The following is a 21,470-nucleotide window of genomic DNA, read 5'->3' as shown; positions in this document are numbered from 1 at the left end:
TGGACCGTCACACGATAGGACGAACGCCCCGGCCGTCACGGGCGGATCGTCCGATAATCGATCTGAACCCCCCCGCTGAACCTCCACCGCAACCCTCACCGCACCCGACGAGCAGGCAGGTACCCCATGGCCGCAATCGCCGTGATCGGCGCCAACGGAACCATCGGCGGCGCCGTCGTCGAGGAGGCCGTGGCCCGCGGCCACGAGGTGACCGCCGTTGTCCGTGACCCGGACCGCTTCCGGGGGGACGCCGCCTTCGTCGAACGCGGCGATGTCCTCTCCCCGGCCGACGTGGCGCGGGCGGCCGCCCGCCAGGACGTCCTGGTGAGCGCCGTCGGCGGCGGTGACGGCCCGGGCCACGTCGCCCTGATCGAGCCCGCGGCCCGCTCCCTCGTCGAGGGCCTGCGCACGCTCGGCGGCGCCGCACCCCGGCTGATCGCGGTCGGCGGGGCGGGCAGCCTGGAGACGGCCCCGGGCGTCCTGGTCTGGGACGAGCCGGCCCTGCCGGAGCCCGTCCTCCAGATCATGCACGCCCACGGCGCCGCCCTGGACTACTACCGGACGGTCACCGACCTGCGCTGGACGGTGCTCAGCCCGGCCGCCGACATCCACCCCGGCGCGCGCTCCGGCCGCTACCACACCGGCCTGGACCTGCTGCTCACCGACCTCCACGGCCGCAGCCGGATCACGGTGCCGGACTACGCGGCCGCCCTGGTGGACGAGATCGAGCAGCCCGAGCACATCGGCGAGCGCTTCACCTGCTGCGCCCTCTAGAACCTCATCCGAACTGGACGGACCGCTTGGCGAGCCCCATCCAGAACCCGTCGATGACGCTGCGCTGGCTGTCCAGGTCGGCCTCCCCGGCACCCAGGGTGACGAACAGCGGCGCGAAGTGCTCGGTGCGCGGGTGGGCCAGTCGCCCGGCCGGGGCCTTGTGCTCGAAGTCGAGCAGCGCGTCCAGGTCGTGGGCGGCCAGGGCGCGCCGGCCCCAGTCGTCGAACTCGGTCATCACCGAGCTGACCCGGCCGTCGCTGCTGAGCGCCCGCAGGTTGTGGGTGAAGAACCCGCTGCCGACGATCAGCACGCCCTCGTCGCGCAGCGGGGCGAGCCTGCGCCCGATCTCCATGAGCCGCTGCGGGTCCAGGGTGGGCATGGAGACCTGGAGGACGGGGACGTCGGCCTCCGGGTACATCTCCACGAGCGGGACGTACGCGCCGTGGTCCAGCCCCCGGTCGGGGATGTCCTGGACGGGCGTGCCGGGGGCGCGCAGCAGCTTGCGCACGCGCTCGGCCAGCTCCGGCGCGCCGGGGGCGGCGTACCGGACCCGGTAGTAGTGCTCGGGGAAGCCCCAGAAGTCGTACACCAGCGGCACGGTGGTGACGGCGCCGAGGGCCAGCGGCGCCTCCTCCCAGTGGGCGGAGACCATCAGCACGGCCTTCGGGCGCGGCAGGTCCGCCGACCAGGCGGCGAGCTGACCGGGCCAGACCGGGTCGTCGGCGAGCGGCGGCGCGCCGTGCGACAGGTACAGGGTGGGCATGCGCTCGGGGGCCGCGGTGCTCATGGCGTCCTCCTCGGGACAACTCGAGAGGCAACTCGAAGGATGGGTCCAGCAGTAGTTCAAATTTGAACCTCTACTGACCGACCGTACACCTTCGTTCGAATTTGAACAACAGGAGTAGACTCGGCCCCATGTCCTCACCGAACGAACCCCGCTGGCTCGACCAGGACGAGATGGCCGCCTGGCGGGGCTTCGTCACCGCGAGCAACCTCCTCAACCGCCGCCTGGAGCGCCAGCTCAAGGAGGACTCCGGTCTCTCCCACCAGCAGTACGAGATCCTGGTGCACCTCTCCGCGGCGCCCGGCGACTCCCTGCGGATGACCGAACTCGCCGACAGGCTGGTCACCTCCAAGAGTGGCCTCACCTACCAGGTCACTCAACTGGAGCGCCAGGGCCTGGTCGCCCGCCGCTCCTGCCCCAGCGACGTGCGCGGCGTCATCGCCGAACTCACCGACCAGGGGCGGGAGATGATGCGCCAGGCCGCGCCCGGCCACGTCGCCCTGGTGCGCGAGCTGCTGATCGACGTGCTCACCCGCGAGCAGCTCGCCGTCCTCGCCGAGGGCCTGGGCGAGGTCAGCGCCCGCCTGCGCAGGGACGAGGCCCCCTGACCGTCGGGGGGCGCCCGTGCGGCACTCGCCCCTCGACGGTCGGGGGGCCTCGGGATCAGCCCAGCCCGGCCTTGGGCCGCAGCTCCGGCGGCAGCGGCGCGGCGCCGGAGCGGCGCACGGCCTCGGCGCGGGCGATCTCGAAGATCACCACCGGGTCGTCCCCCTCCTTGCCCCAGGTGTGGGCGCCGCACCACGGGCCGATCGCCCGGAACTGGTCCAGCGCGATCTGGTGGAGGCCCGCCTGCCCGGCGTAGTACGCGAGCAGGTGCCGCAGCCCGGGCAGCCGGTGGTCGTCCGGGCGGACCGTCGCCAGCGAGTCCGCGACCTGGAGCAGGCGCCTGCGCCGGTCGTCCGTGGACATCGAGCCCAGCGATTCGCGCTCCCGCAGCTCGGAGAGCCCGTAGAGGTAGATGCCCGCCAGCGGGCTGCCGGCCGGGGTGGAGTCCAGCGCCCGCTCGGCGAAGGCCGTCATCTTCCGGTCCGAGCCGAACCACTTGGCGCACCAGTACTGGAGCCCCTGGGCGTGGCCCGCGAAGTGGTGCGGCGCCCGCTCGACCAGGCCGTTCCACAGCTCCTCGAACTGCTCCGGCTCGTACTGCGCCCCGCGCGCGGCGGTGAGCATCACCACCCAGGGCGCCGGGTTGGCCGGGTCGAGCAGGGAGGCCCGCTTCGCCGCCTCGATGGCGGCGGGCAGCATCGCCCGGAAGGCGTTCATGTCCTCCTCGGGCACCTCGTTCGCGTACTTGTTGCCCCGGATCTCCCAGGCCTTGGACACCATCCGGCTGGCCTCCAGCGCGGCGGCGTCGCAGTCGCCCGGGTCGCCCGCGCGCCAGGCCTTCACCCAGGCCTCGTCCTCGTCCGCGATGGAGTCCAGCAGCTCCAGCCGGAACCAGCGCTCGTCCCAGTCCGTCCCGGCGGCCCGGACGTACGCGGCGGCGGCCCGCCAGTCGCCGGCCCAGGCGGCGTCGGCCACCGCCTGCTGCTCCTTGCGCACGTGCGGCGCGGCCGGCGGCCCGGAGCGGCGCGCGTCCAGCCGCTCGCGCGGGACGAGCCCGTAGGCGGCGGCGTCGAAGTCGACGTCGACCCGTGCCAGGTTCCCGTGGGTGACGGTGGTCTTGGCACTGCGCGATCTATTGATCAGCGCGATGATCGTAATGATCGCGATGACGGTAATCAGATGAGTCACGAGGGAGCATCATCCAGGTCGGCCAGGTGTGCGGGCAACGCGGTATCCCTCGCCCCCGTCCCGCAAAACCGCTGGCCGGAGGCGGGTTTCCGTGCCAACATGCCCCATATGGGGACGATTCTGCACGGCACCCTCGTCACGCTCCGCCCGGCCACCCAGGAGGACATCCCGGCCCTGGCGGCCATCCGCGCCACGCCCGAGGTGTTCGCCCGCTGGCGCGGCGGCGACGACCTGGCCGGCGAGGTCGCCACGGAGCTGGAGGACCCGGAGACGGAGACGTACGCCGTGGACGTCGGCGGCAAGGTGATCGGCGCCGTCCAGTGGTACGCCAACAACGACGACGAGTACCGGCACGCCGGCATGGACCTCTACCTCGACCCCACCGTCCACGGCGTGGGCCTGGGCACCGACGCGGTGCGCACCATGGCCCGCCACCTGGTGCGCGACCACCACTACCACCGGCTGATCATCGACCCGGCCGCCGACAACGCCGCCGCGATCCGCTGCTACGCCAAGGTCGGCTTCCGCCCCGTCGGCACCATGCGCCAGTACGAGCGCGGCTCCGACGGCACGTGGCACGACAACCTGCTGATGGATCTGCTCGCGGACGAACTGCTCGACGGCTGACGGCGTGTGGGCCGCCCCCGATCGCCGTCGGCAGATGTGACGATGCTGTACAGACACCTTGTCAGCCACCCGACCTGAGCTGTACAGACACCTCGACGCCACGGATGCGATCTGAACTGCTCGCCTGGCGTTCTTCCCGATGTACCGAGCAGTAGCTAGCGTTCCTCCGCCGATCCCCGGCGCCCGGCCGACGGGCGCCGGACCCCACCGGATCGACGGAATCCCTCACCAGGAGAACGCCCATGCTCTCGCGTCGCACGGCCACCGCCCTCACCACAGCTGCCGCCGCCGCACTGCTGCTCGGCGGCACCGCCCCGACCGCCTCGGCCGGCACCGCCTCCGCGAGCCCCACCACGCTGTCCGTGTTCGCCTTCAACGTCGACCTCGGCACCGCCGTCGTCGACAGCACCCAGAACGAGCAGGCCGCCCGCCGCACCCCGGTGGTCGAGCAGATCGTCCGTCAGCACAACGCCGACGTCGTCATCCTGGACGAGCAGTTCAACAACAGCTCGACCGCCGACATCAACGCCAAGCTCGCCGACCTCTACCCGTACCGCACCCCGGTCGTCGGCCAGACCTGCTCCGGCGGCGGCTGGACGGGCGTCAGCGGCAACTGCTCCAACTCGTGGTTCGTCATCAACGGCGGCACGATGATCCTCTCCAAGTACCCGATCGCCGCCCAGTACGCGCACGTCTACTCCAACTCCACCTACGGCACCTGGGACTACCACGCCAACAAGGGCGCCGCCCTGGTCAAGGTGAACAAGAACGGCAGCACCGCCTGGGTCGTCGGCACCCACCTCCAGGCCGACGAGGACGGCACCTCCACCGATACCACCCAGTCCACCCGGCTCGGCCAGCTCGCCGAGATCCGCGCCTGGGTGGACGGGATCGTCGGCAGCAGCGCCCCCGTGCTGATCGGCGGCGACCTCAACGTCGAGTACTTCCACGGCCAGAGCCGCGGCGACTACGCCAACGCCCAGAACGCCGTCAACGGCGTGCTCGGCACCCCGGCCACCGACCCCGCGCAGAACCGCACCACCATGGACTGCCCGGTCTCCTCCTGGTGCCAGTACATGGCGGGCGTCGAGACCTTCCCGAAGGACTACCGGGACGACCTCGACTACATCGGCTACCTCAACGCCCCCGGCCGCCCGATGCCCGCCTCGATGTCCACCGTGGCCATCGACTTCGACCCGCAGGCCGGCTGGACGCCCGGCCAGTTGGACACCCGGGCGCCCAGCGACCACTACCCGGTCGAGGCCACCTTCCAGATCAACTGACGCTCCTCGTTCAAGCGTTGACGGCTGCCCGGCCAGGTGCCGGGCAGCCGCAGGAGCGCCGCAGCACCACCTTGGCCGGGAACGTCCGCACGCCAGCCGCGCGTTGCTGCGCCCCGCCCAGCACCAGCTCCAGCGCGGCCCGGGCCATCTCGTCCTGCGCCGTGGTGACGGTGGTCAGCGCCGGGCCGGCGATCACCGCCTCGGCGATGTCGTCGAACCCCGCCACCGCGAGGTCCTCCGGCACCCGGATGCCCAGGTCGTCGGCCGCCCGCAGCAGCCCGATCGCCTGGTCGTCCGTCGCGCAGAACACGGCGGACGGCCGGTCGGGGCGGGCCAGCAGCGCCAGCGCCTCGGTGTGCGCCCGGACGCGGTCGAACGGCGCCCCGGTCAGCAGGCCGTCCGTCCCCAGCCCGGCCTCGGCCATCGCGGCGGCCCAGCCGGCCGTGCGGCAGGTCACCGGGTCGAGCGGGCTGAGCGAGAAGGTGCCGCCGAAGCAGTGCACCTCGGTGTGCCCGTGGCCGAGCAGGTGCCGTACGACGTCCCGGGCGCCACCCTCGTCGTCCGCCACCACGGCGACGCCGTTCGGGGTCTCCGTCCGGTGGTGCAGCAGGACGACCGGGGTGCCGTCCACCGCGTCGAAGCCGCTCAGGCCGGGGGTCGACGGGTCCTGGGTGACCAGGATCAGGCCGTCCACCTGCATGCCCAGGAAGGCGCGGATGTAGTGGGCCTCGCGCTCGTCCGCGTAGTCGGAGTTGCCGATCAGCAGCAGCCGGCCGTGCTCGGCGGCGGCCTGCTCCACGGCGTGGGCGAGCCCGGCGAAGAAGGGCTGGCGGGCGTCCGGAACGATCATCCCGAGCAGGTCGGTGCGGCGGCGGGCCATCGCCTGGGCGACGCGGTTGGGCCGGTAGCCGAGCTCCGCGACGGCCGCGAGCACCCGCTCACGGGTCGCCGCCGCCACCGGGCGCGGCCCGTCGTTGATCACATAGCTCACGACCGCGGTCGACGTCCCCGCCAGCCGTGCCACATCGTCCCGCGTCACCCTTGCCATGACCGGGAGCCTACACAGCGGCTCCGACCAGTGGCTTTCCGCTCGATCGGGCCCCTGCGGTTGCGGGCGGGGGAGGGCCGAACCGAGGGTGGTCGGCAGGACAGACCCTCGGCAGGACAGACCCGGAGACGGGGGAGCCGATCCATGAGCGCGCTGCCGCACCGCCCTCGGATCCGCGTACGCGTTCGCGCGGGGGCGCGAGCGGCCGCCGCGCCGCCCCCGCGCACCCGGGTCAGGCCCTGGCGGGCCTACGCGTTGGCGGCGGCGATCGTGGTGCTCGTCGCCGCCGGACTGCTGCTCTACCTCGACGAACGCTCCAGCCGGGGCCACGCCCAGACCGTGGGCACCGCCCCCGGCCCGGACCACCTCACCGTGCACGTGGTGCTCCAGAAGGTGGACGCGGCCGCGCAGACACTCGTCACCAAGGTGCTCGTCCAGCCCCAGGGCGCCCTGGCCGGGCCCGAGACCCTGCTGGTGCCGGCCCAGGACGTGGTGCTGGAGACCACCTCCCTGGAGCAGACCACCCTCAAGTACCCGGCCGGGCAGCAGATCGCGGCGGGCGCCGTCTCCTTCGACCTCTTCGACGGGCGGCTCACCGACTACCCGTTCGACCGCTACCACGCGGCCATCGGCTTCCAGGCCACGGCGGGCGGGCGGCCCGTCCCGGTGGTGATCGAGATCGAGGAGGCCGACCCCTTCTTCGCCTTCAACCGCAGCGACCAGGCAGCGGACGAGGGCGGCGCCGTCGCCGTCACCGAGCGGATCAGCCGCTCCCGCAGCACCTTCATCCTCGCCTGGTTCATGATCGCGGCGATGTGGGCGCTGGCCCTGTCCGTCCTGGTCGCCGCCCGACTGATCGTCCACCAGCGCCGCGGCCTCGTCTGGCCCGCCCTCAGCTGGATGGCCGCCACCCTCTTCGCCCTCGTCGGCATGCGCAACGCGGCCCCCGGCAACCCGCCCATCGGCTCCCTCTTCGACTACGCGGCCTTCTTCTGGGCGGAACTCCTCGTCGCCGTAGGCCTCACCCTCGTCGTCACCCGCGGCACCCGCACCGAATCCGGCCACCCCACCCCACCCTGACCCGCCACTCTCCCCACGCGCTGCCGCCCACCGCACTCCCCGACGCCCGGGCCGCGCAGGAAGTCGACCTCGCCGACTTCCTGCGCGCCCACCCAGCATCTCCGCCTCTGGCCTGCCGCCCGCCCCCTGCGACCACACGCGATGCCTCCGCCCACGCGCGGCCACCCGGCACCTCTGCCTCGGTGCCGCTACCCGCCGCCACCGTGGCTGCGCAGGAAGTCGCCCCAGCCGACTTCCTGTGCAGCCGGGCCTGCCACCCGCCCCCGACACCTCCGCCCGGGCTGCGGGCCGGGTGATCGAGTCGCGCAGGAAGTCGAGCCCGCCGACGTCCTGCGCGCCGCAGCCTGCCGCGCGCCTGTTCCCACAGCCACCCCCCGGAGCTCCACCCGCACGCTTCCACCCGGCCGGGCCACTGGCCCCGGCGCCGCCCGCCGGTCGTCGACGCCCGGGCCGCCCACCCGGGCGTCGTCCGCTGCGCTCGCTGCCGGTAGGGGTGCGCAGGAAGTCGAGCGGGCCGACTTCCTGCGCACGATCGCCTCTCGCTCCCCGGCGGCCACTGCCCTGGCCGCCCGCTCGGCGCCGCCTGCGAAGTCGGCCCAGCCGACTTCCTACGCGCGGCCGCCCGTCGCCCGCCCCGTCCTACGGCCGCCAGCAGCGCCTTCGCTCTCGCGCGGCATCGCCGCCGGCCGCCGGCCGCTGGCCGGTGGTGGAGTCGCGCCCGGGCCGCCCGGCCTCAGTACGCGTGGTCGGCGCAGATCTCCTCCGAGAGGTGCAGGGCCCGTTCGGCCTTGGGGCCGCGGAGGGTGAGGAGGGTCTGGGCGAGGGCGTCGACGGTGGCGAGGTGGGCGAGGCGGCTGGCGGTGGTTTCGAGGCCGAAGACCAGGTCCTGGCCGCCGGCGACGAGGGTGCGGGTGGCGGTTTCGGTGAGGGGGGAGCGGGCGTAGCTGGTGAGGGCGAGGACGGCGGCGCCGGCGGCGTGGGCGCGGCGGGCGGTGTCGACGACCGAGCGGGTGGCGCCGGTGTGGCTGACGGCGAGGCAGACGCCGGTGGGCGGCAGGACGGAGGCGGCGAGTTGGGCGGTGAACGGGTCGGCGGGGGCGTCCACGGGGATGCCGAGGGCGCGCAGCCGGTAGGAGAGGTCGAGCACCACCGCGCCGGAGAGCCCCATGCCGACCAGCACCACCTGGCTCGCGCCGTCCAGCAGCTCCGCGGCTGCTCGCAGGTCCTCGGGCGTGAGGGTGGCGGTCAGGCCGTCCAGCGCCGCGCGCGAGGTGCGCAGCGTCTCGGCGAGCGCCCGGGCGGCCGGGTCCCCGGAGTCGTCGAGGGCGGGGGTCGCGGCCGGGGCCTGCCGGGCGGCGGCGATCTTCAGCTCCTGGTAGCCCCGGAACCCGAGCCGTTGGCAGGCCCGGACGACGGAGGAGGGGGCCGTCCCGGCCAGCTCCGCGACGTCGCTGACGCTCAGGTGCACCAGCTCGGAGCCCCGGTCGAGCACCACCTGCGCGACGCGGGCCTCGCTGCCGCGCAGTTCGCCGAGCCGGGCCCGGATCCGCGCGGCGAGCCCGGATTCCAGCGGCGTGAGAAATTCGGAACGCTCTTCCATGGATCTAGGGTAGCGTGGAATCCGGTTCCAGGCCCGCCGGATTTCCGGCGGGCCCGTTCGAGGGGAGTCCTGTCATGCCCGGAGTCGCTGCGGCCGTGCCGCTGGCCGTCCTCACGGCGGCCGTGCTGCACGCGGTCTGGAACGGCCTGGCGCACCGCATTCCGGACAAGCTGGTCGGCTTCGCGCTGATCAACCTGACGTACACCGCCGTCGCGCTCGTCCTGGTGGTGCTCAACCCGCTGCCGGCGGCCGCCTCCTGGCCGTACCTGCTGGCTTCGGTGGCCGTCCAGGTGGCCTCGACGGTGCTGCTGCTGCGGGCCTACGAGCTGGGCGACTTCGGGCAGATGTACCCGATAGCGCGCGGTTCGGCGCCGCTGCTGGTGGCGGTGCTGTCGGTGGCCGTGCTGGGCCAGCACCTGGGCGTCGGCGAGCTGGCGGGCGTGCTGGTGATCTGCTGCGGCCTGATCGGGCTGGCCTTCGCCCGGGGGATACCCGGCCGGGCGCAGCTGCCCGCGCTGGGGGCGGCCCTCGGCACGGGCGTGATGATCGCGGGGTACACGGTGCTGGACGGCAGCGGAGTCCGGCACGCGGGGACGGTCGGCGGTTACGTGGCCTGGCTGTTCCTGCTCCAGGGCCCGGTCCTCGCCCTGATCGCCCGGCTGCGCCGTGGCCCGGGGCTGCTGGCCGGGGTCGGCCCGCTGGTACCGGTGGGCGTCCTGGGCGGGGTGCTCTCGCTGACGGCGTACGGGCTGGTGGTGTGGGCGCAGTCCCGGGGGAACCTCGCCTCGATCGCGGCCCTGCGCGAGACGAGCATCGTGATCGCGGCGGTGATCGCCACCGTGGTGTTCCGCGAGCGGCTGGGGCGGCTGCGGATGACCGCAGCCGCCACCGTGCTCACCGGGATCGCGGTGCTCGAACTGGCGAGACCCTAGCTCGCAAGGCCCTGGGCAGGCTCGGGGACGATCACCGTCAGCGAGGTCTCCACCAGGCCGAAGCCCAGCTTCTCGTAGAGCCGGCGGGCCGGATTGCCCTCCGACACCACGAGCGTCAGGTGCTCGCCGCCGCGTGCGGCGAGGTCGGCGATGGCGAGGCGGAGCAGGTCGCCGCCGAGGCCGGGGTAGCCGCGCGCCGGGTCGCGGAACACCTCGGCGACCCAGGGGAGGCCGTCGCGGTCGGTGAGGGTGAGGCCCGCGATCACGCGGTTCTCGGCGTCCACCGCGAGCAGGCTGGAGGGCAGCACGGGGCCGATCGCCTCCCCGGCGAGCAGCGGGCCGAGCCGCTCGGCCAGGGCCCGGGCGTCGTCGCCGGGGAAGTGGTCCACGTGGCCGGGGGCGAAGGCGGCGCGCCAGGCCTCCAGCAGTTCCTCGGGCGCGCGGTCGCTGGGCACGGCCCGGGCGCCCTCGCGCAGCGGTGCCCCGGCCCAGTCGGCGGGCGGGGGGTCGGCGAGCAGGTCGCGCCGCATGGTGTGGGCGTGCCGCAGGATGCTCGCGCCCTGTGCGACCAGCTCCCGCCCCAGTTCGGGGGTGCCGGAGACCACCCAGCCGGGCAGTTCGGCCCGGATGAGCGCCGCCGCGTCCGCCGTATCGTCCGGGGCGCCGTCCAGCACCTCCAGCAGGTCGGCCCACGGCCGGCCCTCCCGCTCGCCCGGGAGGTAGCTCAGCACGGGCACGCCCGCGCCGTTGTGCCTGATCACCCTGTCCGGTTCCGCCATGGCCCACCCCTGTCCTGTGAGATCGTTCGTCGGCGGTTCATGCTCACCACGAACGGGGGCGGGGCGCAACGGATTTTCAGCTGACCACCGCCGCGCGGACGCAGAGCACGTCCGGCAGGTGGGACTTGAGCAGCTGCCAGCTCTCGCCCTCGTCGCGGCTGCCGTACACGTCGCCCGTCCGGTTGCCGAAGTAGATCCCGGCGGGGTCGGCGTCGTCGGTGCGCAGCGCGTCGCGCAGCACGATGCCGTAGTGGTCCTCGCCGGGCAGCCCCTGGGCGAGCGGCTGCCAGCTGCTGCCGCCGTCGGTGGTGCGGAAGACCCGGCAGCGGCGGCCGGGCGGGATGCGGTCGTCCGAGCCGCCGAGCGGGAAGAGGTACGCGGTGTCGCCCCGGCGCGGGTGCGCGGCGACGGCGAAGCCGAACTCGGCGGGCAGCCCGTCCGCGACGGAGCGCCAGCTCGCGCCCCAGTCGTCGCTGCGGTAGACGCCGCCGTGGTTCTGCAGGTAGAGCCGGTCCGGGTGGACCGGGTCCTGGGCGATCTTGTGCACGCACTGCCCGAACTCGGGGTACTGCCGCTCCTCGGGGAAGAACTCGGCGCGCAGCCCGGTGTTGGACGGCTCCCAGGTGTCGCCGCCGTCCTTGCTGCGGTAGACGCCGCCGCTGGAGACGGCGACCAGCAGCCGCTGCGGGTCGCGCGGGTCGGTGAGGATCGTGTGCAGGCCCTGGCCGCCGTAGCCGGCGCCCCAGTCGGCGCGCTGCGGGTGGTTCCACAGCGAGTCGACGAGGGCGAAGCTCTCCCCGCCGTCCGTGGAGCGGAACAGCGCGGCGGGCTCGGTGCCGGCGTAGACGACGCCGGGTGCCTCGGCCCCGGCGGGCTGGAGCTGCCAGACCCGGGTGAGCGAGGCGCCCGTCGCCTCGGGGAAGCGGACGGCGGGGCTGGCGGGCTCCTGCCAGCTGGCCCCGAGGTCGTCGGAGCGCCAGACGGACGGGCCCCAGTGGCTGCTGTCGGCGCCGACCAGCAGTCGGGTGCGGTCCTCGCGGCGGTCGATGCCGACGGAGTAGATCGCGTTCATCGGGAAGTGCGGACCGGTGAACTCCCAGTTCATCCGGTCACCGCTGCGGCCGAGAAAGAGCCCCTTCTCGGTTCCGACTGCCAACAGCACCTCGGTCATGCCTGACACCACCTGGTCGCGACGCGGACGCCCCCACCCGGCCAGTGTCCCGCTGTCGACCGCCGGTCACATCTCGCCGCGCCGATCACCCGGACGGGCCGTTTCGGACCGCGGCGACAGTTCGGGGCAGCCCGGGGCACTCCGATGCAGCCCAGGGCGCTACCCCCGGCAGCCCTCCAGCAGCCGCAGCCACACCTCGCTGATCGTCGGGTAGGCGGGCACCGCGTGCCAGAGCCGGTCGATCGGCACCTCGCCGACCACGGCCACGGTCGCCGAGTGCAGCAGCTCCGCCACCCCGGGGCCGACCAGGCAGGCGCCGAGGATCACCTCGCGGTCGAGGTCGAAGACCACCCGCGCCCGCCCCCGGTACCCGTCCGCGTACAACGAGGCCCCGGCGACGGCGCCGATCTCGTGGTCCACGGCCCGCACCCGCAGCCCGGCCCGCTGGGCGGAGTCCAGGGTCAGCCCGACGGCGGCGACCTCGGGCCGGGTGAACACCACCTGCGGCGCGCCCGCGATGTCGGCGGACGCGGAGTGCGCGCCCCAGCGCGAGGTGTCCAGCGCACGCCCCTTCGCACGCGCGGCGATGGTCGCCCCGGTGATCCGGGCCTGGTACTTGCCCTGGTGGGTGAGCAGCGCCCGGTGGTTGACGTCCCCGGCGGCGTACAGCCACTCGCCGTCCACCCCGACCACCGTGCAGCTGTCGTCCACCGCCAGCCAGTCGCCCGGCCGCAGGCCGACCTGCTCCAGCCCGACGTCGGCGGTGCGCGGCGCCCGGCCGGTCGCGTACAGCACCTCGTCGGCGGTCAGCCGCTCCCCGTCGCCGAGGACGAGGGTCACCGGCCCGGAGCCGTCCGCCCGCTCCAGCGCCGACACCTCGACGCCGAAGCGCAGGTCCACCCCGGCCTCCCGCAGGCCGTCCGCGACCAGCTCGCCCGCGAAGGGCTCCATCCGCGGCAGCAGGCCCCCACCGCGCACCAGCAGCGTGACCTCCGAGCCCAGCGCCCGCCAGGCCGCCGCCATCTCCACGCCGACCACCCCGCCGCCGACCACCGCCAGCCGCCCGGGCACCACGGGGGAGCCGGTGGCCTCCCGGTTGGTCCACGGGTGCGCCTCGGCCAGGCCCGGCACTCCGGAGGGCAGCACCGGACGGCTGCCGGTGCACACGGCGACGGCGTGCCGGGCGGTCAGCACCCGCTCGGAGCCGTCCTCCCCCTCCACCGCGACGGTACGGACCCCGGCCAGCCGCCCGTGGCCGCGCACCAGCTCGATGCCGGTGTCGCGCAGCCACCCCACCTGGCCGTCGTCCTTCCAGTTCGAGGCGAAGGAGTCCCGCCGGGCGAGCACCGCGGCCGCGTCCAGCCCCCGGTCGCCCACCGCCTCCCGGACCCCGGCCACCGCGCGCGCCTCCTCCAGTGCCGCGACCGGGCGCAGCAGCGCCTTGCTGGGCATGCAGGCCCAGTACGAGCACTCGCCGCCGACGAGTTCGGCCTCCACGATCACCGTGCGCAGCCCGGCGGCGACCGTCCGGTCGGCCACGTTCTCGCCGGTCGGCCCGGCCCCCAGGACGATGACGTCGTACTCCTCGGCGCTGCTGGTCATGCCCGGTCCTCCGTGCTGTCGTCGGCCCCGCCGCCCGAGCCTGCCCCCGAGCGCCGGGCGCGGCCACTCGTTCGAGGGGCCGGCGTGGCGACCATCCTGGCCCGCCCCGGCCCGTACGCGCAGCCGAACACGCGCAACGGGCGTGCTTCAGGAGACCAGGAGATCAGGAGGCCAGGAGATCAGGAGACGGGCAGCGCGGCCAACTCGGCCAGCACCGCCGCCGTGTCGGCCGGCCGGGAGAACATCGGCCAGTGCCCGGTGGGCAGTTCGCGCAGCTCCCAGTTCGGCCCGTCCATCCCGGCGAACCACGGGTGGCCGGAGGCGATCATCGCGCGCACCTGCTCCAGCGGGAACGAGCAGCAGACCAGGGCCTTGGCCGTGGCGTCCCCGGCGCCGGTCAGCCGCAGCCGGTCCATGAACGCCCCCACCGGCTCCGGGGTGGCGCGCTCGAACACGGCGGCGAGCACGGCTTCGTCCAGGCCCTCGGTGCTGGCCCCCTCCGCGGACTGGACGTCCCAGGGCGGCATCGGCAGCCGGCCGTCCACCACCGTGGCCTCGGCGAACTCGCGGTAGGACGGCGGCCACATGTCGTACAGCGAACCGCCGTCCGCCACCGGCCCGCTGTCCAGGTACACCACCCGCCGGACGCGCTCCGGCATCCGGTCGGCCACCCCGCCCACCGGGGCGCAGGCACCGCTGTGCCCGACCAGGACCACGTCCCACAGGTCCTCCCGGACCAGCAGGTCCGCCAGGTCGGCGATCCGCGCCTCAAGGCCCAACTCGCCCGTCTCACCGGCCCGTTCGGCGATCCCGGGCGGGGTCACCGGGTACACCACGTGCCCGGCCGCGCGCAGCGGCCCGGCCACCCCCTCCCAGGCCCAGGCGCCGAGCCAGAAACCGGGGACCAGTACGAACGTGCTCATCGCGGATCACTCCCGTCGCACCGAGCGGCCATCGCCCTCCCCGCCGACTCTAGGACGCCCGCGGACACACAGCGAGGGGCCCGGGGGGCACCACGCTCCCCGGGCCCCTCGACCGCACGGCTCAGGCCTGCCGGTCCCCGGCCGCCTGCTCCTGGGCGACCTTGCGCTTGACCTCGGCCATGTCCAGCCCGCGCGCCTGACCGATCAGGTCCTCGAACACCGACTCCGGCAGCGCGCCGGCCTGGGAGAACACGAGGACGCCCTCACGGATGATCGCCAGCGTCGGGATCGACTGGATGCCGAACGCGGCCGCCAGCTCCTGCTGCGCCTCCGTGTCCACCTTGGTGAACACCAGGTCCGGGTGGCGCTCGGCGGCCTTCTCGTACACCGGGGCGAACTGGCGGCACGGGCCGCACCAGCCCGCCCAGAAGTCGATGAAGACGAAGTCCTTGCCCTCCGGGCCCGGGACGATCTCGTCGAAGTTCTCCTTGGTCAGCTCGACCGTGTTGCTCATCTCGTGATTCCTTCCCTTCCGGAGGAGCGGCGGCTCAGGGGCCGTGTGCCCCCGACAACCGCCCTCGGCGGCGCGGTATTCCGCAGGCCGGACGGGGGCGGATCCGGGCCCGGTTGAGCACTCGGGCGCCGCCGTCCGTACGGAAGGGCGTCCACCTCCGTCCACCCACCGCGGGAGGCGCCCCATGCGCACCACACCCCGCAGCCGCCGGGTCGCCCTGCTGGCCGCCTCCGGCGCGGCGGCCGCCGCACTGATCGCGGGCTGCGGCTCGTCCGGCTCGTCCGGTTCATCAGGTTCGTCCAGCCCGTCCAACTCGGCCAACTCGGCCAAACCGGCGACGCCCAGCGCCCCGGCCACGCCGAGCACCCCCGCGAGCGCGACCCTGCAGACCGCCAACGACCCCAAGCTCGGCACGATCGTCACCGACAGTGCCGGCTTCACGCTCTACCGCTTCGACCAGGACGAGAGCAACCCGTCCGAGTCCTACTGCAACGGCAGCTGCGCCGTGATCTGGCCCGCCGAGCACGACACCGGCAACGTCACCGTCAAGGGCATCGACTCCAAGCTCGTCGGCAGCGTCACCCGCGCGGACGGCACCAAGCAGGTCACCCTCAACGGCTGGCCGGTCTACCGGTACGCGCCGGACGCCAAGCCCGGCGACACCAAGGGCCAGGGAGTCGCCGGCACCTGGTTCGCGCTGACCCCCACCGGCGGCAAGGCGGGCACCGCCATGAACACCACGCCGATGCCGGCCACCCCGACCCCGATGCCCACCCCCAAGCCCACCACCCCGCCGCCGAGCAGCGGCTACGGCTACTGACCGGCACCACGGCCCGCCCTCGCCCGGGAGTCGCAGGTGCGCAACCATGAAACGGTGACCGAGGAGCACCCCGCCGGCGGCACCGCCGCGCACGGCGCGGGGCCGCCGGACGAGGAGCTGATGCGCGCCCTGTACCGCGAGCACGCCGGCCCGCTGTTCGGCTTCGTGCTCCACCTGGTCGCCGGGGACCGCCAGCGCGCGGAGGACGTCGTCCAGGAGACGCTGGTACGCGCCTGGCGCAACCTCCACCGCCTCGACCCGCAGGCCGGCTCGCTGCGCCCCTGGCTGGTCACCGTCGCCCGCCGGATCGTCATCGACGACCACCGCAGCGCCCTGGCCCGCCCGCGCGAGGTGGGCGACGTCCCGCTGGAACTGCTGCCCGCCGAGGACGAACTCGACCGCGCCCTAAGGATGATGACCGTCTCGGACGCGCTCGGCGACCTCTCGCCCGCGCACCGCGAGGTCCTCGTCGAGACGTACTTCAAGGGCCGCACCGCCGCCGAGGCGGCCACCGAACTCGGCATCCCGGCCGGGACGGTACGGTCCCGGGTGTTCTACGCGCTGCGCGCGCTGCGGCTCGCGCTGGAGGAACGGGGAGTGACCTCGTGACCGACCGCCCCGACCCGCCCACCGGGCCCGCCCCCGACGCCCCCGGCACCCCCGCCGAACCGGCCGAACCGGCTCACGTCGACGTCGGCGCGTACGTCCTCGGCCTGCTGGAGCCCGCCGAGCGCGCCGCCTTCGAGCGCCACCTCGCCGGCTGCCCGCGCTGCACCGCCCAGGTGCGCGAACTCTCCACCGTCGAGCCCCTGTTGGCCGAGTACGCGGCCTCCGCGCGCGCCGCCGGCCTGGACCCGGCCGAGCCCGCCCCGCGCCCGAGCGGCCGCCTGCTGGAGGCGCTGGTCGCCGAGACGGCCACGAGCCGCAGGCGCGGCCGGGTGCGCCGCCTGGTGCTGGCCCTCGCCGCCACCGCGATGCTGGTGGCCGGCCCGGCCGTCACCGCGGCCGTGATCACCGCCGAGTCCGGCCCCGCCGTGGTCGCCCTCGCCGACACCCACAGCGCCACCGACCCGACCACCGGAGCCCACGCCGTCGTCGGGGTCGGCGGCGCGAGCTGGGGCAGCCGGATCACCCTGCAACTCGCCGGCGTCCAGGGCCCGTTGACCTGCAGCCTGGTCGCCGTCCCGATCACGGGACAGGCCCAGACGGTGACCAGCTGGACCGTCCCGGCGGGCGGCTACCAGACCCTGAGCACCGAGGGCGGCACCGGCCTCCAGCCCGGCCAGATCGACCACTTCGAGGTCCGCGTCCAAGGCGGCGGCGCCCTCCTCGTCACGGTCCCCGCGCACTGACGGCTCCTACGCCCCGTACACGCCCAGCCGCCCGACCCGGACGGCCCCGGCCTCCACGGGCCACCGCGGAGCCGGCCCGCCGTCCTCCGCCCGGTGCTGCCGCCGCCACAGCGCCTCCCAGCCGCCGTCCCCGACCCGGCCCGTCGACCGGAACGGATGCGCCCGACCGCACGGGCACCCCTCCAGCACCCGCGCGCACCCCGGACAGAGCCCGACACCCCCGTGCGCGTTCGGCAGCACCACCACCGACCCGCGCGGCCCGCCACCCGATTCAACGGCCCGGTACGGCCCTGCCTGGTGTTCACCCAGCGTGCGGCGCACTCTGGAGGAGTAACCCGTGGAGGTGATCCGCCATGCAGACTCTGGTCGGTTGGCACATCGAGATGGAGTTCCGCGAGGACGGCGCGCGCACGACCGCCGCCGCCCTGCTCAGGCTGGGCGACGGGTCCGAGGTCCGCGGGCACGGCTACAGCAGCCGCCACCCCTCCGACCCGGAGCAACTGCGGGTGGGTGAGGAGATCGCCGGCGCCCGCGCGCTCAACGACCTCGCCTCGCAGCTGCTCACCAAGGCCCACGGCGAGATCCAGGAGGTCAGCCCCGTCCCGACCCACCCGCTGTCGTGACCTCCGCGCACCCGGGCGGCCGTCGCGCCGGGCCACAGACGCAGCGTCCGCGCGTCCCGCTGATCTGCCCGCGCTGCGGGCACGAGCAGCGGGTCGTGCCGGGCGGGCCGCAGCGGCCCGTCAAGGTCGTGCACGCGGGGACGGGACGGGAGGCCTGCGAGCCCGGGGACCTGGCCCGGGCACCGGAGGACACTGCCTGAACGGTGCCTGAACAGGCTTCCTGAAATGCTCAGTTGAGGCAGTACGTGGCCGGCGGCAGCCACTCCGGCCCGACCAGCCGCTGCTCCAGCTCGTTGAGCGTGATCCGGATGCCGACCGTCCCCGCCAGTCCGAGCCTCAGCCGGCTGCGGGCCAGGGCGAGCAGCGCCGTCAGGCCGTACTTGTTGATCAGCGAGATGCGGTAGCGCGCGGTCGCGTCCTCGTCGCAGAGCCGGGCGCGGGCCGGGAGCCGGCGGCCGGTGGGGCGGCCGTGCGCGTCGCAGGGGCCGATCAGCACGCGGGGGCGGCGGCGGATGCGCTCGGCCTCGCCGGAGTGCGCGGGCGCCCAGACGCCCAGCCCGGTGCCGTCGGCCACCACCCACAGCCGGATGTCGAGCCGGCTGCCGTCCTCGGCGAAGGTGGTCAGCAGGAGGTACCTGCTGTCGGCGAGTTGCTCGGTTCGATGCTCGGTTCGATGCCTGGCTCGATGCCCGGTTCGACGGTGCACGGCGACCTCCTCCTGGGCGCTGCGGCCGGTGCCTCCCATTCTCGTCCGGAACGGCCGCCGCTTCGAGGGCGGAAGCCGCCAATGCGAGCGGCCCGCCCGGTGTCCACGTGTGTGGACACCGGACGGGCCGCCTACGCACCCGGGTGAGCCCCGGTGGGGCCGTCCGAGGGCGTCAGTGGGCCATCACCGGCACCTCGTCGCGCGCCGCGGCGCCCGAGCCCGCGCCCGTGGTCGCGCCGGGGCGGCCGGCGTTGATCAGGGTGAAGGCGATCGCGGCGGCGGTCACCAGGATGCCGAAGGACACCCAGATCGCGGTGGTGAAGCCGTGCACCATGCCCTGGAGCTGCAGGGCCTGGGCCGCGGCCCCGGACTTCGCGTGCGAGGTCATCCAGGTGGTGGTGGCGCTGGCCGCGATGGTGTTCAGCAGCGCGGTGCCGATGGCGCCGCCGACCTGCTGCGAGGTGTTGACCATCGCCGAGGCGACGCCCGCGTCGCGCGGCTCGACGCCGTGCGTGGCCAGGCTCATCGCCGGCATGAAGGCGGTGCCCATGCCCAGGCCCATCAGGACGAGGCCGGGCAGGATCAGTGCCGGGTAGGAGGTGTCCAGGCCGATGTGCGTCAGCAGGAACATGCCGATCGAGGCGGTCAGGAAGCCGGGCGCCATCAGGTAGCGCGCCGGGACGCGGGTCATCAGCCGGGCGCCGATCTGCGTGGAGCCGGTGATCATGCCCGCCACCATCGGCAGGAAGGCCACACCGGTCAGGACCGGGCTGTAACCGCGCACGACCTGCAGGTAGTAGGTCAGGAAGAGGAACAGTCCGAACATGCCGATCACGGCCAGGCCCAGCGACAGGTACACCCCGCCGCGGTTGCGGTTCAGCACCACGCGCAGCGGCAGCAGCGGGGCCTTGACCCGGGTCTCCACCAGCACGAAGGCGGCGAGCAGCACGACGGCCGCGGCGAACAGCGCCAGGGTGCTGCCGGCCAGCCAGCCGCTGGACTCGGCGCGGGTGAAGCCGTACACCAGGGAGACCAGGCCGGTGGTCACCAGCAGCACGCCGGGGACGTCCAGCCTGTTGCGGTTGCGGCCCTCGGCGGGCTCGCGGATCACCAGCAGGGCGCCGGCTATCGCCGCGACGGCGAACGGGATGTTGACGAAGAACGTCCAGCGCCAGTTCAGGTACTCGGTCAGCGCGCCGCCGAGGATCAGGCCGATGGCGCCGCCACCGCCGGCGATCGCGCCGTAGATGCCGAAGGCCTTGGCGCGCTCCTTCGCCTCGGTGAAGGTCACGGCGAGCAGCGACAGCGCGGCCGGCGCGAGCAGCGCGCCGAAGACGCCCTGGAGGGCGCGGGAGCCGAGCAGCATCGCGGTGTTGGCCGCGGCGCCGCCGAGTGCGGAGGCGAGGGCGAAACCGGTCAGGCCGACCACGAAGGTCCGCTTGCGGCCCCAGAGGTCGGCGATGCGGCCGCCGAACAGCAGCAGGCCGCCGAAGGCCAGCGCGTAGGCGGTGATCACCCACTGGCGGTTGCCGTCCGAGATGCCCAGGTCGCGCTGGGCGGAGGGCAGGGCGATGTTCACGATGGTCGCGTCGAGCACGACCATCAGCTGGGCGAGGCCGATGAAGATCAGCGCCTTCCAGCGCCTCGGATCGGCTGACGTCGCCGGAAGGGCGTCGGTCTTGGGCATGGGGGTACTCACTTCACGGTGCGTGGTGTGTGCGAGAACGCTCGACCGCCGTACGGAGGCCGCACGGTCGTCGGGCACGGCGCGTCGGTGCGCCGGCTACGCGGTCAGGTCAGATTCGGATCAGGTCAGATTCGGATCAGGGCGGATCAGGTCAGTGCTGGGCCTGGAAGTCCTCGAAGGTCGCGGCCCGGCCGGGCAGCGTCGAGCGGGCGGGCGCCCGCAGGCCGTCCAGGAACAGCTGCAGGTGCCGGTGGACGAAGTCGTCGAGAAGCAGGCAGCTGGTGCCCGGCAGCGGCCGGGTCAGCTGGCTGATCGCGATGAACAGGTCTCCGTGGTCGACGTCCGGCCGCAGTTCCCCGGCCGTCCGGGCGTGCTCCATCAGCCCGCTCACGGCGGCCCGCAGGCGCTCCCGGATCTCGACCAGCTCGGGGTCGTTCTTGTCGACGTGGCCGGTGAAGATCGCGCAGAGCCCGCCGACCTTCTCCGCGACGGTCGCGTGCGCGAACCGCTGCAGAGCGTCGAACGGACCGTCGCCGTCGGGGTCCGCGGCCTCCGCCGTCGCCGTCTCGGCGAGGGCCAGGACACGGTTCTTGACGAGCACCGCCACCTCGCGGATCAGCGACGCCCTGTCCGGGAAGTTCCGGTACAGCGTGGCGTTGCCGACCCCCGCCCGCTTCGCGATCTCGTCCAGCGGCGCGTCCGCACCGTCCTCGACGAACACGTCCCGGGCCGCCACCACGATCCGCTCCCGGTTCCGGCTCGCATCCGCACGCAGCTTCGGCGCACGCACACTCCCCGCAACACGGTCCGGTCCAGCGGCGACGGTGGTCACGACGACTCCTCCAACATACCGGGGAACTTCTCCCCGCTTCTTCCAACGTACTCGCAAACGGGGAATCCGTCCCCGGAATTTCCCCCACCTCTGTGACGCGCATCACATTGACGGGAGTGGGTGCCGTGTCGGACCTGAGACCTGGGGTCACCGGCATGAGCCCCCCGATCGATGGCCTCGATCCCCCGCAGATGTCGGTCGACGAGTTCGAACGGCTCGCGAGCCTCGCGTTCCGCGAGATCGAAGGGCTCCGGTTGGAGTTCCTCGACGGGCGGCTGGGGGCCGAGCCCCGACCCGAGGGTCGCCACGGGCGCGTGATCCAGTGGCTCGTACGGAGCTGCGATCCCGGCGGGGCCCGTTACGGGACCGTCCGTACGCTCCCCTTCGGCAAGACCGTTCCCCTCCCCGCCCCGGTCGGCATCGTCCTGGACATCGAGCCGCTGAAGAACTGGGTCCGCTGAGCCCGGCCATGTCTTCACCGGGGCCGTGCGGGCGGCCCCCTAGGGTGGGGGCGTTCCCGGGCGGCCGGTGGGCCGTGG

At 74.0% G+C, this 21,470-nt stretch carries 23 protein-coding genes; 11 read left to right on the top strand and 12 right to left on the bottom strand.

Annotated features, from left to right (window positions below):
- Positions 1-126: 126 nt before the first annotated feature.
- Positions 127-774, top strand: coding sequence for an NAD(P)-dependent oxidoreductase (locus tag ACIRRS_RS05835; protein ID WP_402965609.1), 648 nt, complete (start codon positions 127-129; stop codon positions 772-774).
- 4 nt (positions 775-778) lie between these two features.
- Here the strand turns inward: ACIRRS_RS05835 and ACIRRS_RS05830 are convergent, their stop codons facing one another.
- Positions 779-1,561 (bottom strand): dioxygenase, encoded by a 783-nt coding sequence (locus ACIRRS_RS05830; protein ID WP_402965606.1) that lies wholly within the window; start codon positions 1,559-1,561, stop codon positions 779-781.
- Between the two features lie 128 nt (positions 1,562-1,689).
- Here ACIRRS_RS05830 and ACIRRS_RS05825 point away from each other — a divergent pair, with 128 nt between their 5' ends.
- Complete coding sequence (locus ACIRRS_RS05825) at positions 1,690-2,166, top strand: MarR family winged helix-turn-helix transcriptional regulator (protein WP_402965603.1); 477 nt, start codon at positions 1,690-1,692, stop codon at positions 2,164-2,166.
- 55 nt (positions 2,167-2,221) lie between these two features.
- Here ACIRRS_RS05825 and ACIRRS_RS05820 read toward each other — a convergent pair whose 3' ends face one another.
- Positions 2,222-3,352, bottom strand: a complete 1,131-nt coding sequence (locus ACIRRS_RS05820) for a hypothetical protein (RefSeq protein WP_402965600.1) — start codon at positions 3,350-3,352, stop codon at positions 2,222-2,224.
- A 108-nt stretch (positions 3,353-3,460) separates the two neighbouring features.
- On the opposite strand from ACIRRS_RS05820, the gene ACIRRS_RS05815 reads away from it, so the two are divergent.
- Both ACIRRS_RS05815 and ACIRRS_RS05810 read left to right on the top strand, forming a co-directional pair.
- Entirely contained in the window at positions 3,461-3,979 is a 519-nt protein-coding gene (locus tag ACIRRS_RS05815; protein ID WP_402965597.1) for a GNAT family N-acetyltransferase, read from the top strand.
- A 242-nt stretch (positions 3,980-4,221) separates the two neighbouring features.
- A complete protein-coding gene (locus tag ACIRRS_RS05810) occupies positions 4,222-5,262 on the top strand; it encodes a sphingomyelin phosphodiesterase (protein WP_402965594.1) in 1,041 nt (346 codons plus the stop codon).
- Positions 5,263-5,272: 10 nt separating this feature from the next.
- Here the strand turns inward: ACIRRS_RS05810 and ACIRRS_RS05805 are convergent, their stop codons facing one another.
- Positions 5,273-6,310, bottom strand: a complete 1,038-nt coding sequence (locus tag ACIRRS_RS05805) for a LacI family DNA-binding transcriptional regulator (RefSeq protein ID WP_402965591.1) — start codon at positions 6,308-6,310, stop codon at positions 5,273-5,275.
- Positions 6,311-6,454: 144 nt separating this feature from the next.
- Here ACIRRS_RS05805 and ACIRRS_RS05800 point away from each other — a divergent pair, with 144 nt between their 5' ends.
- A complete protein-coding gene (locus tag ACIRRS_RS05800) occupies positions 6,455-7,390 on the top strand; it encodes a DUF4436 family protein (RefSeq protein ID WP_402965588.1) in 936 nt (311 codons plus the stop codon).
- Between the two features lie 733 nt (positions 7,391-8,123).
- Here the strand turns inward: ACIRRS_RS05800 and ACIRRS_RS05795 are convergent.
- Positions 8,124-8,990, bottom strand: a complete 867-nt coding sequence (locus ACIRRS_RS05795; RefSeq protein WP_402965585.1) for a MurR/RpiR family transcriptional regulator — start codon at positions 8,988-8,990, stop codon at positions 8,124-8,126.
- A gap of 74 nt (positions 8,991-9,064) precedes the next feature.
- Between ACIRRS_RS05795 and ACIRRS_RS05790 the strand changes: the two genes are divergently transcribed.
- Positions 9,065-9,922: an EamA family transporter gene (locus ACIRRS_RS05790; RefSeq protein WP_402965582.1), complete on the top strand. Its 858-nt coding sequence runs from the start codon at positions 9,065-9,067 to the stop codon at positions 9,920-9,922.
- Here the strand turns inward: ACIRRS_RS05790 and ACIRRS_RS05785 are convergent.
- The 5 genes from ACIRRS_RS05785 to ACIRRS_RS05765 all read right to left on the bottom strand — a co-directional run bounded on the left by ACIRRS_RS05785 (position 9,919) and on the right by ACIRRS_RS05765 (position 14,911).
- Positions 9,919-10,701: a GNAT family N-acetyltransferase gene (locus tag ACIRRS_RS05785; protein WP_402965579.1), complete on the bottom strand. Its 783-nt coding sequence runs from the start codon at positions 10,699-10,701 to the stop codon at positions 9,919-9,921. The two genes, ACIRRS_RS05790 and ACIRRS_RS05785, sit on opposite strands and share 4 nt — an antisense overlap.
- Before the next feature lie 76 nt (positions 10,702-10,777).
- Entirely contained in the window at positions 10,778-11,872 is a 1,095-nt protein-coding gene (locus ACIRRS_RS05780) for a WD40/YVTN/BNR-like repeat-containing protein (protein ID WP_402965576.1), read from the bottom strand.
- Positions 11,873-12,031: 159 nt separating this feature from the next.
- On the bottom strand, positions 12,032-13,474 hold the full coding sequence (locus ACIRRS_RS05775; protein ID WP_402965573.1) for a dihydrolipoyl dehydrogenase family protein: 1,443 nt from the start codon (positions 13,472-13,474) through the stop codon (positions 12,032-12,034).
- Between the two features lie 179 nt (positions 13,475-13,653).
- Complete coding sequence (locus ACIRRS_RS05770) at positions 13,654-14,397, bottom strand: alpha/beta fold hydrolase (protein ID WP_402965570.1); 744 nt, start codon at positions 14,395-14,397, stop codon at positions 13,654-13,656.
- A 121-nt stretch (positions 14,398-14,518) separates the two neighbouring features.
- On the bottom strand, positions 14,519-14,911 hold the full coding sequence (locus ACIRRS_RS05765) for a thioredoxin family protein (protein WP_402965567.1): 393 nt from the start codon (positions 14,909-14,911) through the stop codon (positions 14,519-14,521).
- Positions 14,912-15,095: 184 nt separating this feature from the next.
- Here ACIRRS_RS05765 and ACIRRS_RS05760 point away from each other — a divergent pair, with 184 nt between their 5' ends.
- The 4 genes from ACIRRS_RS05760 (at position 15,096) to ACIRRS_RS05745 (ending at position 17,706) form a co-directional block, all read left to right on the top strand.
- Positions 15,096-15,731: a hypothetical protein gene (locus ACIRRS_RS05760; RefSeq protein ID WP_402965564.1), complete on the top strand. Its 636-nt coding sequence runs from the start codon at positions 15,096-15,098 to the stop codon at positions 15,729-15,731.
- 120 nt (positions 15,732-15,851) lie between these two features.
- The gene (locus ACIRRS_RS05755; protein WP_402966368.1) at positions 15,852-16,340 is read left to right on the top strand and encodes a sigma-70 family RNA polymerase sigma factor; all 489 of its coding nucleotides are present in this window, start codon (positions 15,852-15,854) and stop codon (positions 16,338-16,340) included.
- Positions 16,337-17,083, top strand: a complete 747-nt coding sequence (locus ACIRRS_RS05750) for a zf-HC2 domain-containing protein (RefSeq protein ID WP_402965561.1) — start codon at positions 16,337-16,339, stop codon at positions 17,081-17,083. The genes ACIRRS_RS05755 and ACIRRS_RS05750 overlap by 4 nt, the downstream gene beginning before the upstream one ends.
- 353 nt (positions 17,084-17,436) lie before the next feature.
- Positions 17,437-17,706, top strand: coding sequence for a DUF1876 domain-containing protein (locus ACIRRS_RS05745; protein ID WP_402965558.1), 270 nt, complete (start codon positions 17,437-17,439; stop codon positions 17,704-17,706).
- A 229-nt stretch (positions 17,707-17,935) separates the two neighbouring features.
- On the opposite strand, the gene ACIRRS_RS05740 is transcribed toward ACIRRS_RS05745, so the two are convergent.
- The 3 genes from ACIRRS_RS05740 to ACIRRS_RS05730 all read right to left on the bottom strand — a co-directional run bounded on the left by ACIRRS_RS05740 (position 17,936) and on the right by ACIRRS_RS05730 (position 20,931).
- Positions 17,936-18,412, bottom strand: coding sequence for a PPOX class F420-dependent oxidoreductase (locus ACIRRS_RS05740; RefSeq protein WP_402965555.1), 477 nt, complete (start codon positions 18,410-18,412; stop codon positions 17,936-17,938).
- Positions 18,413-18,584: 172 nt separating this feature from the next.
- Positions 18,585-20,099, bottom strand: a complete 1,515-nt coding sequence (locus tag ACIRRS_RS05735) for an MFS transporter (protein WP_402965553.1) — start codon at positions 20,097-20,099, stop codon at positions 18,585-18,587.
- A gap of 151 nt (positions 20,100-20,250) precedes the next feature.
- Positions 20,251-20,931 (bottom strand): TetR/AcrR family transcriptional regulator, encoded by a 681-nt coding sequence (locus tag ACIRRS_RS05730; protein WP_402965550.1) that lies wholly within the window; start codon positions 20,929-20,931, stop codon positions 20,251-20,253.
- Positions 20,932-21,086: 155 nt separating this feature from the next.
- Here ACIRRS_RS05730 and ACIRRS_RS05725 point away from each other — a divergent pair, with 155 nt between their 5' ends.
- A complete protein-coding gene (locus ACIRRS_RS05725; RefSeq protein ID WP_402965547.1) occupies positions 21,087-21,392 on the top strand; it encodes a hypothetical protein in 306 nt (101 codons plus the stop codon).
- The last annotated feature ends 78 nt before the right edge of the window (positions 21,393-21,470 follow it).

The sequence above is a fragment of the Kitasatospora sp. NPDC101183 genome (assembly GCF_044767945.1).
Classification (GTDB): domain Bacteria; phylum Actinomycetota; class Actinomycetes; order Streptomycetales; family Streptomycetaceae; genus Kitasatospora.
Note: the sequence above shows the minus strand (reverse complement) of the source record. Positions and strands in the feature narration are given on the sequence as shown.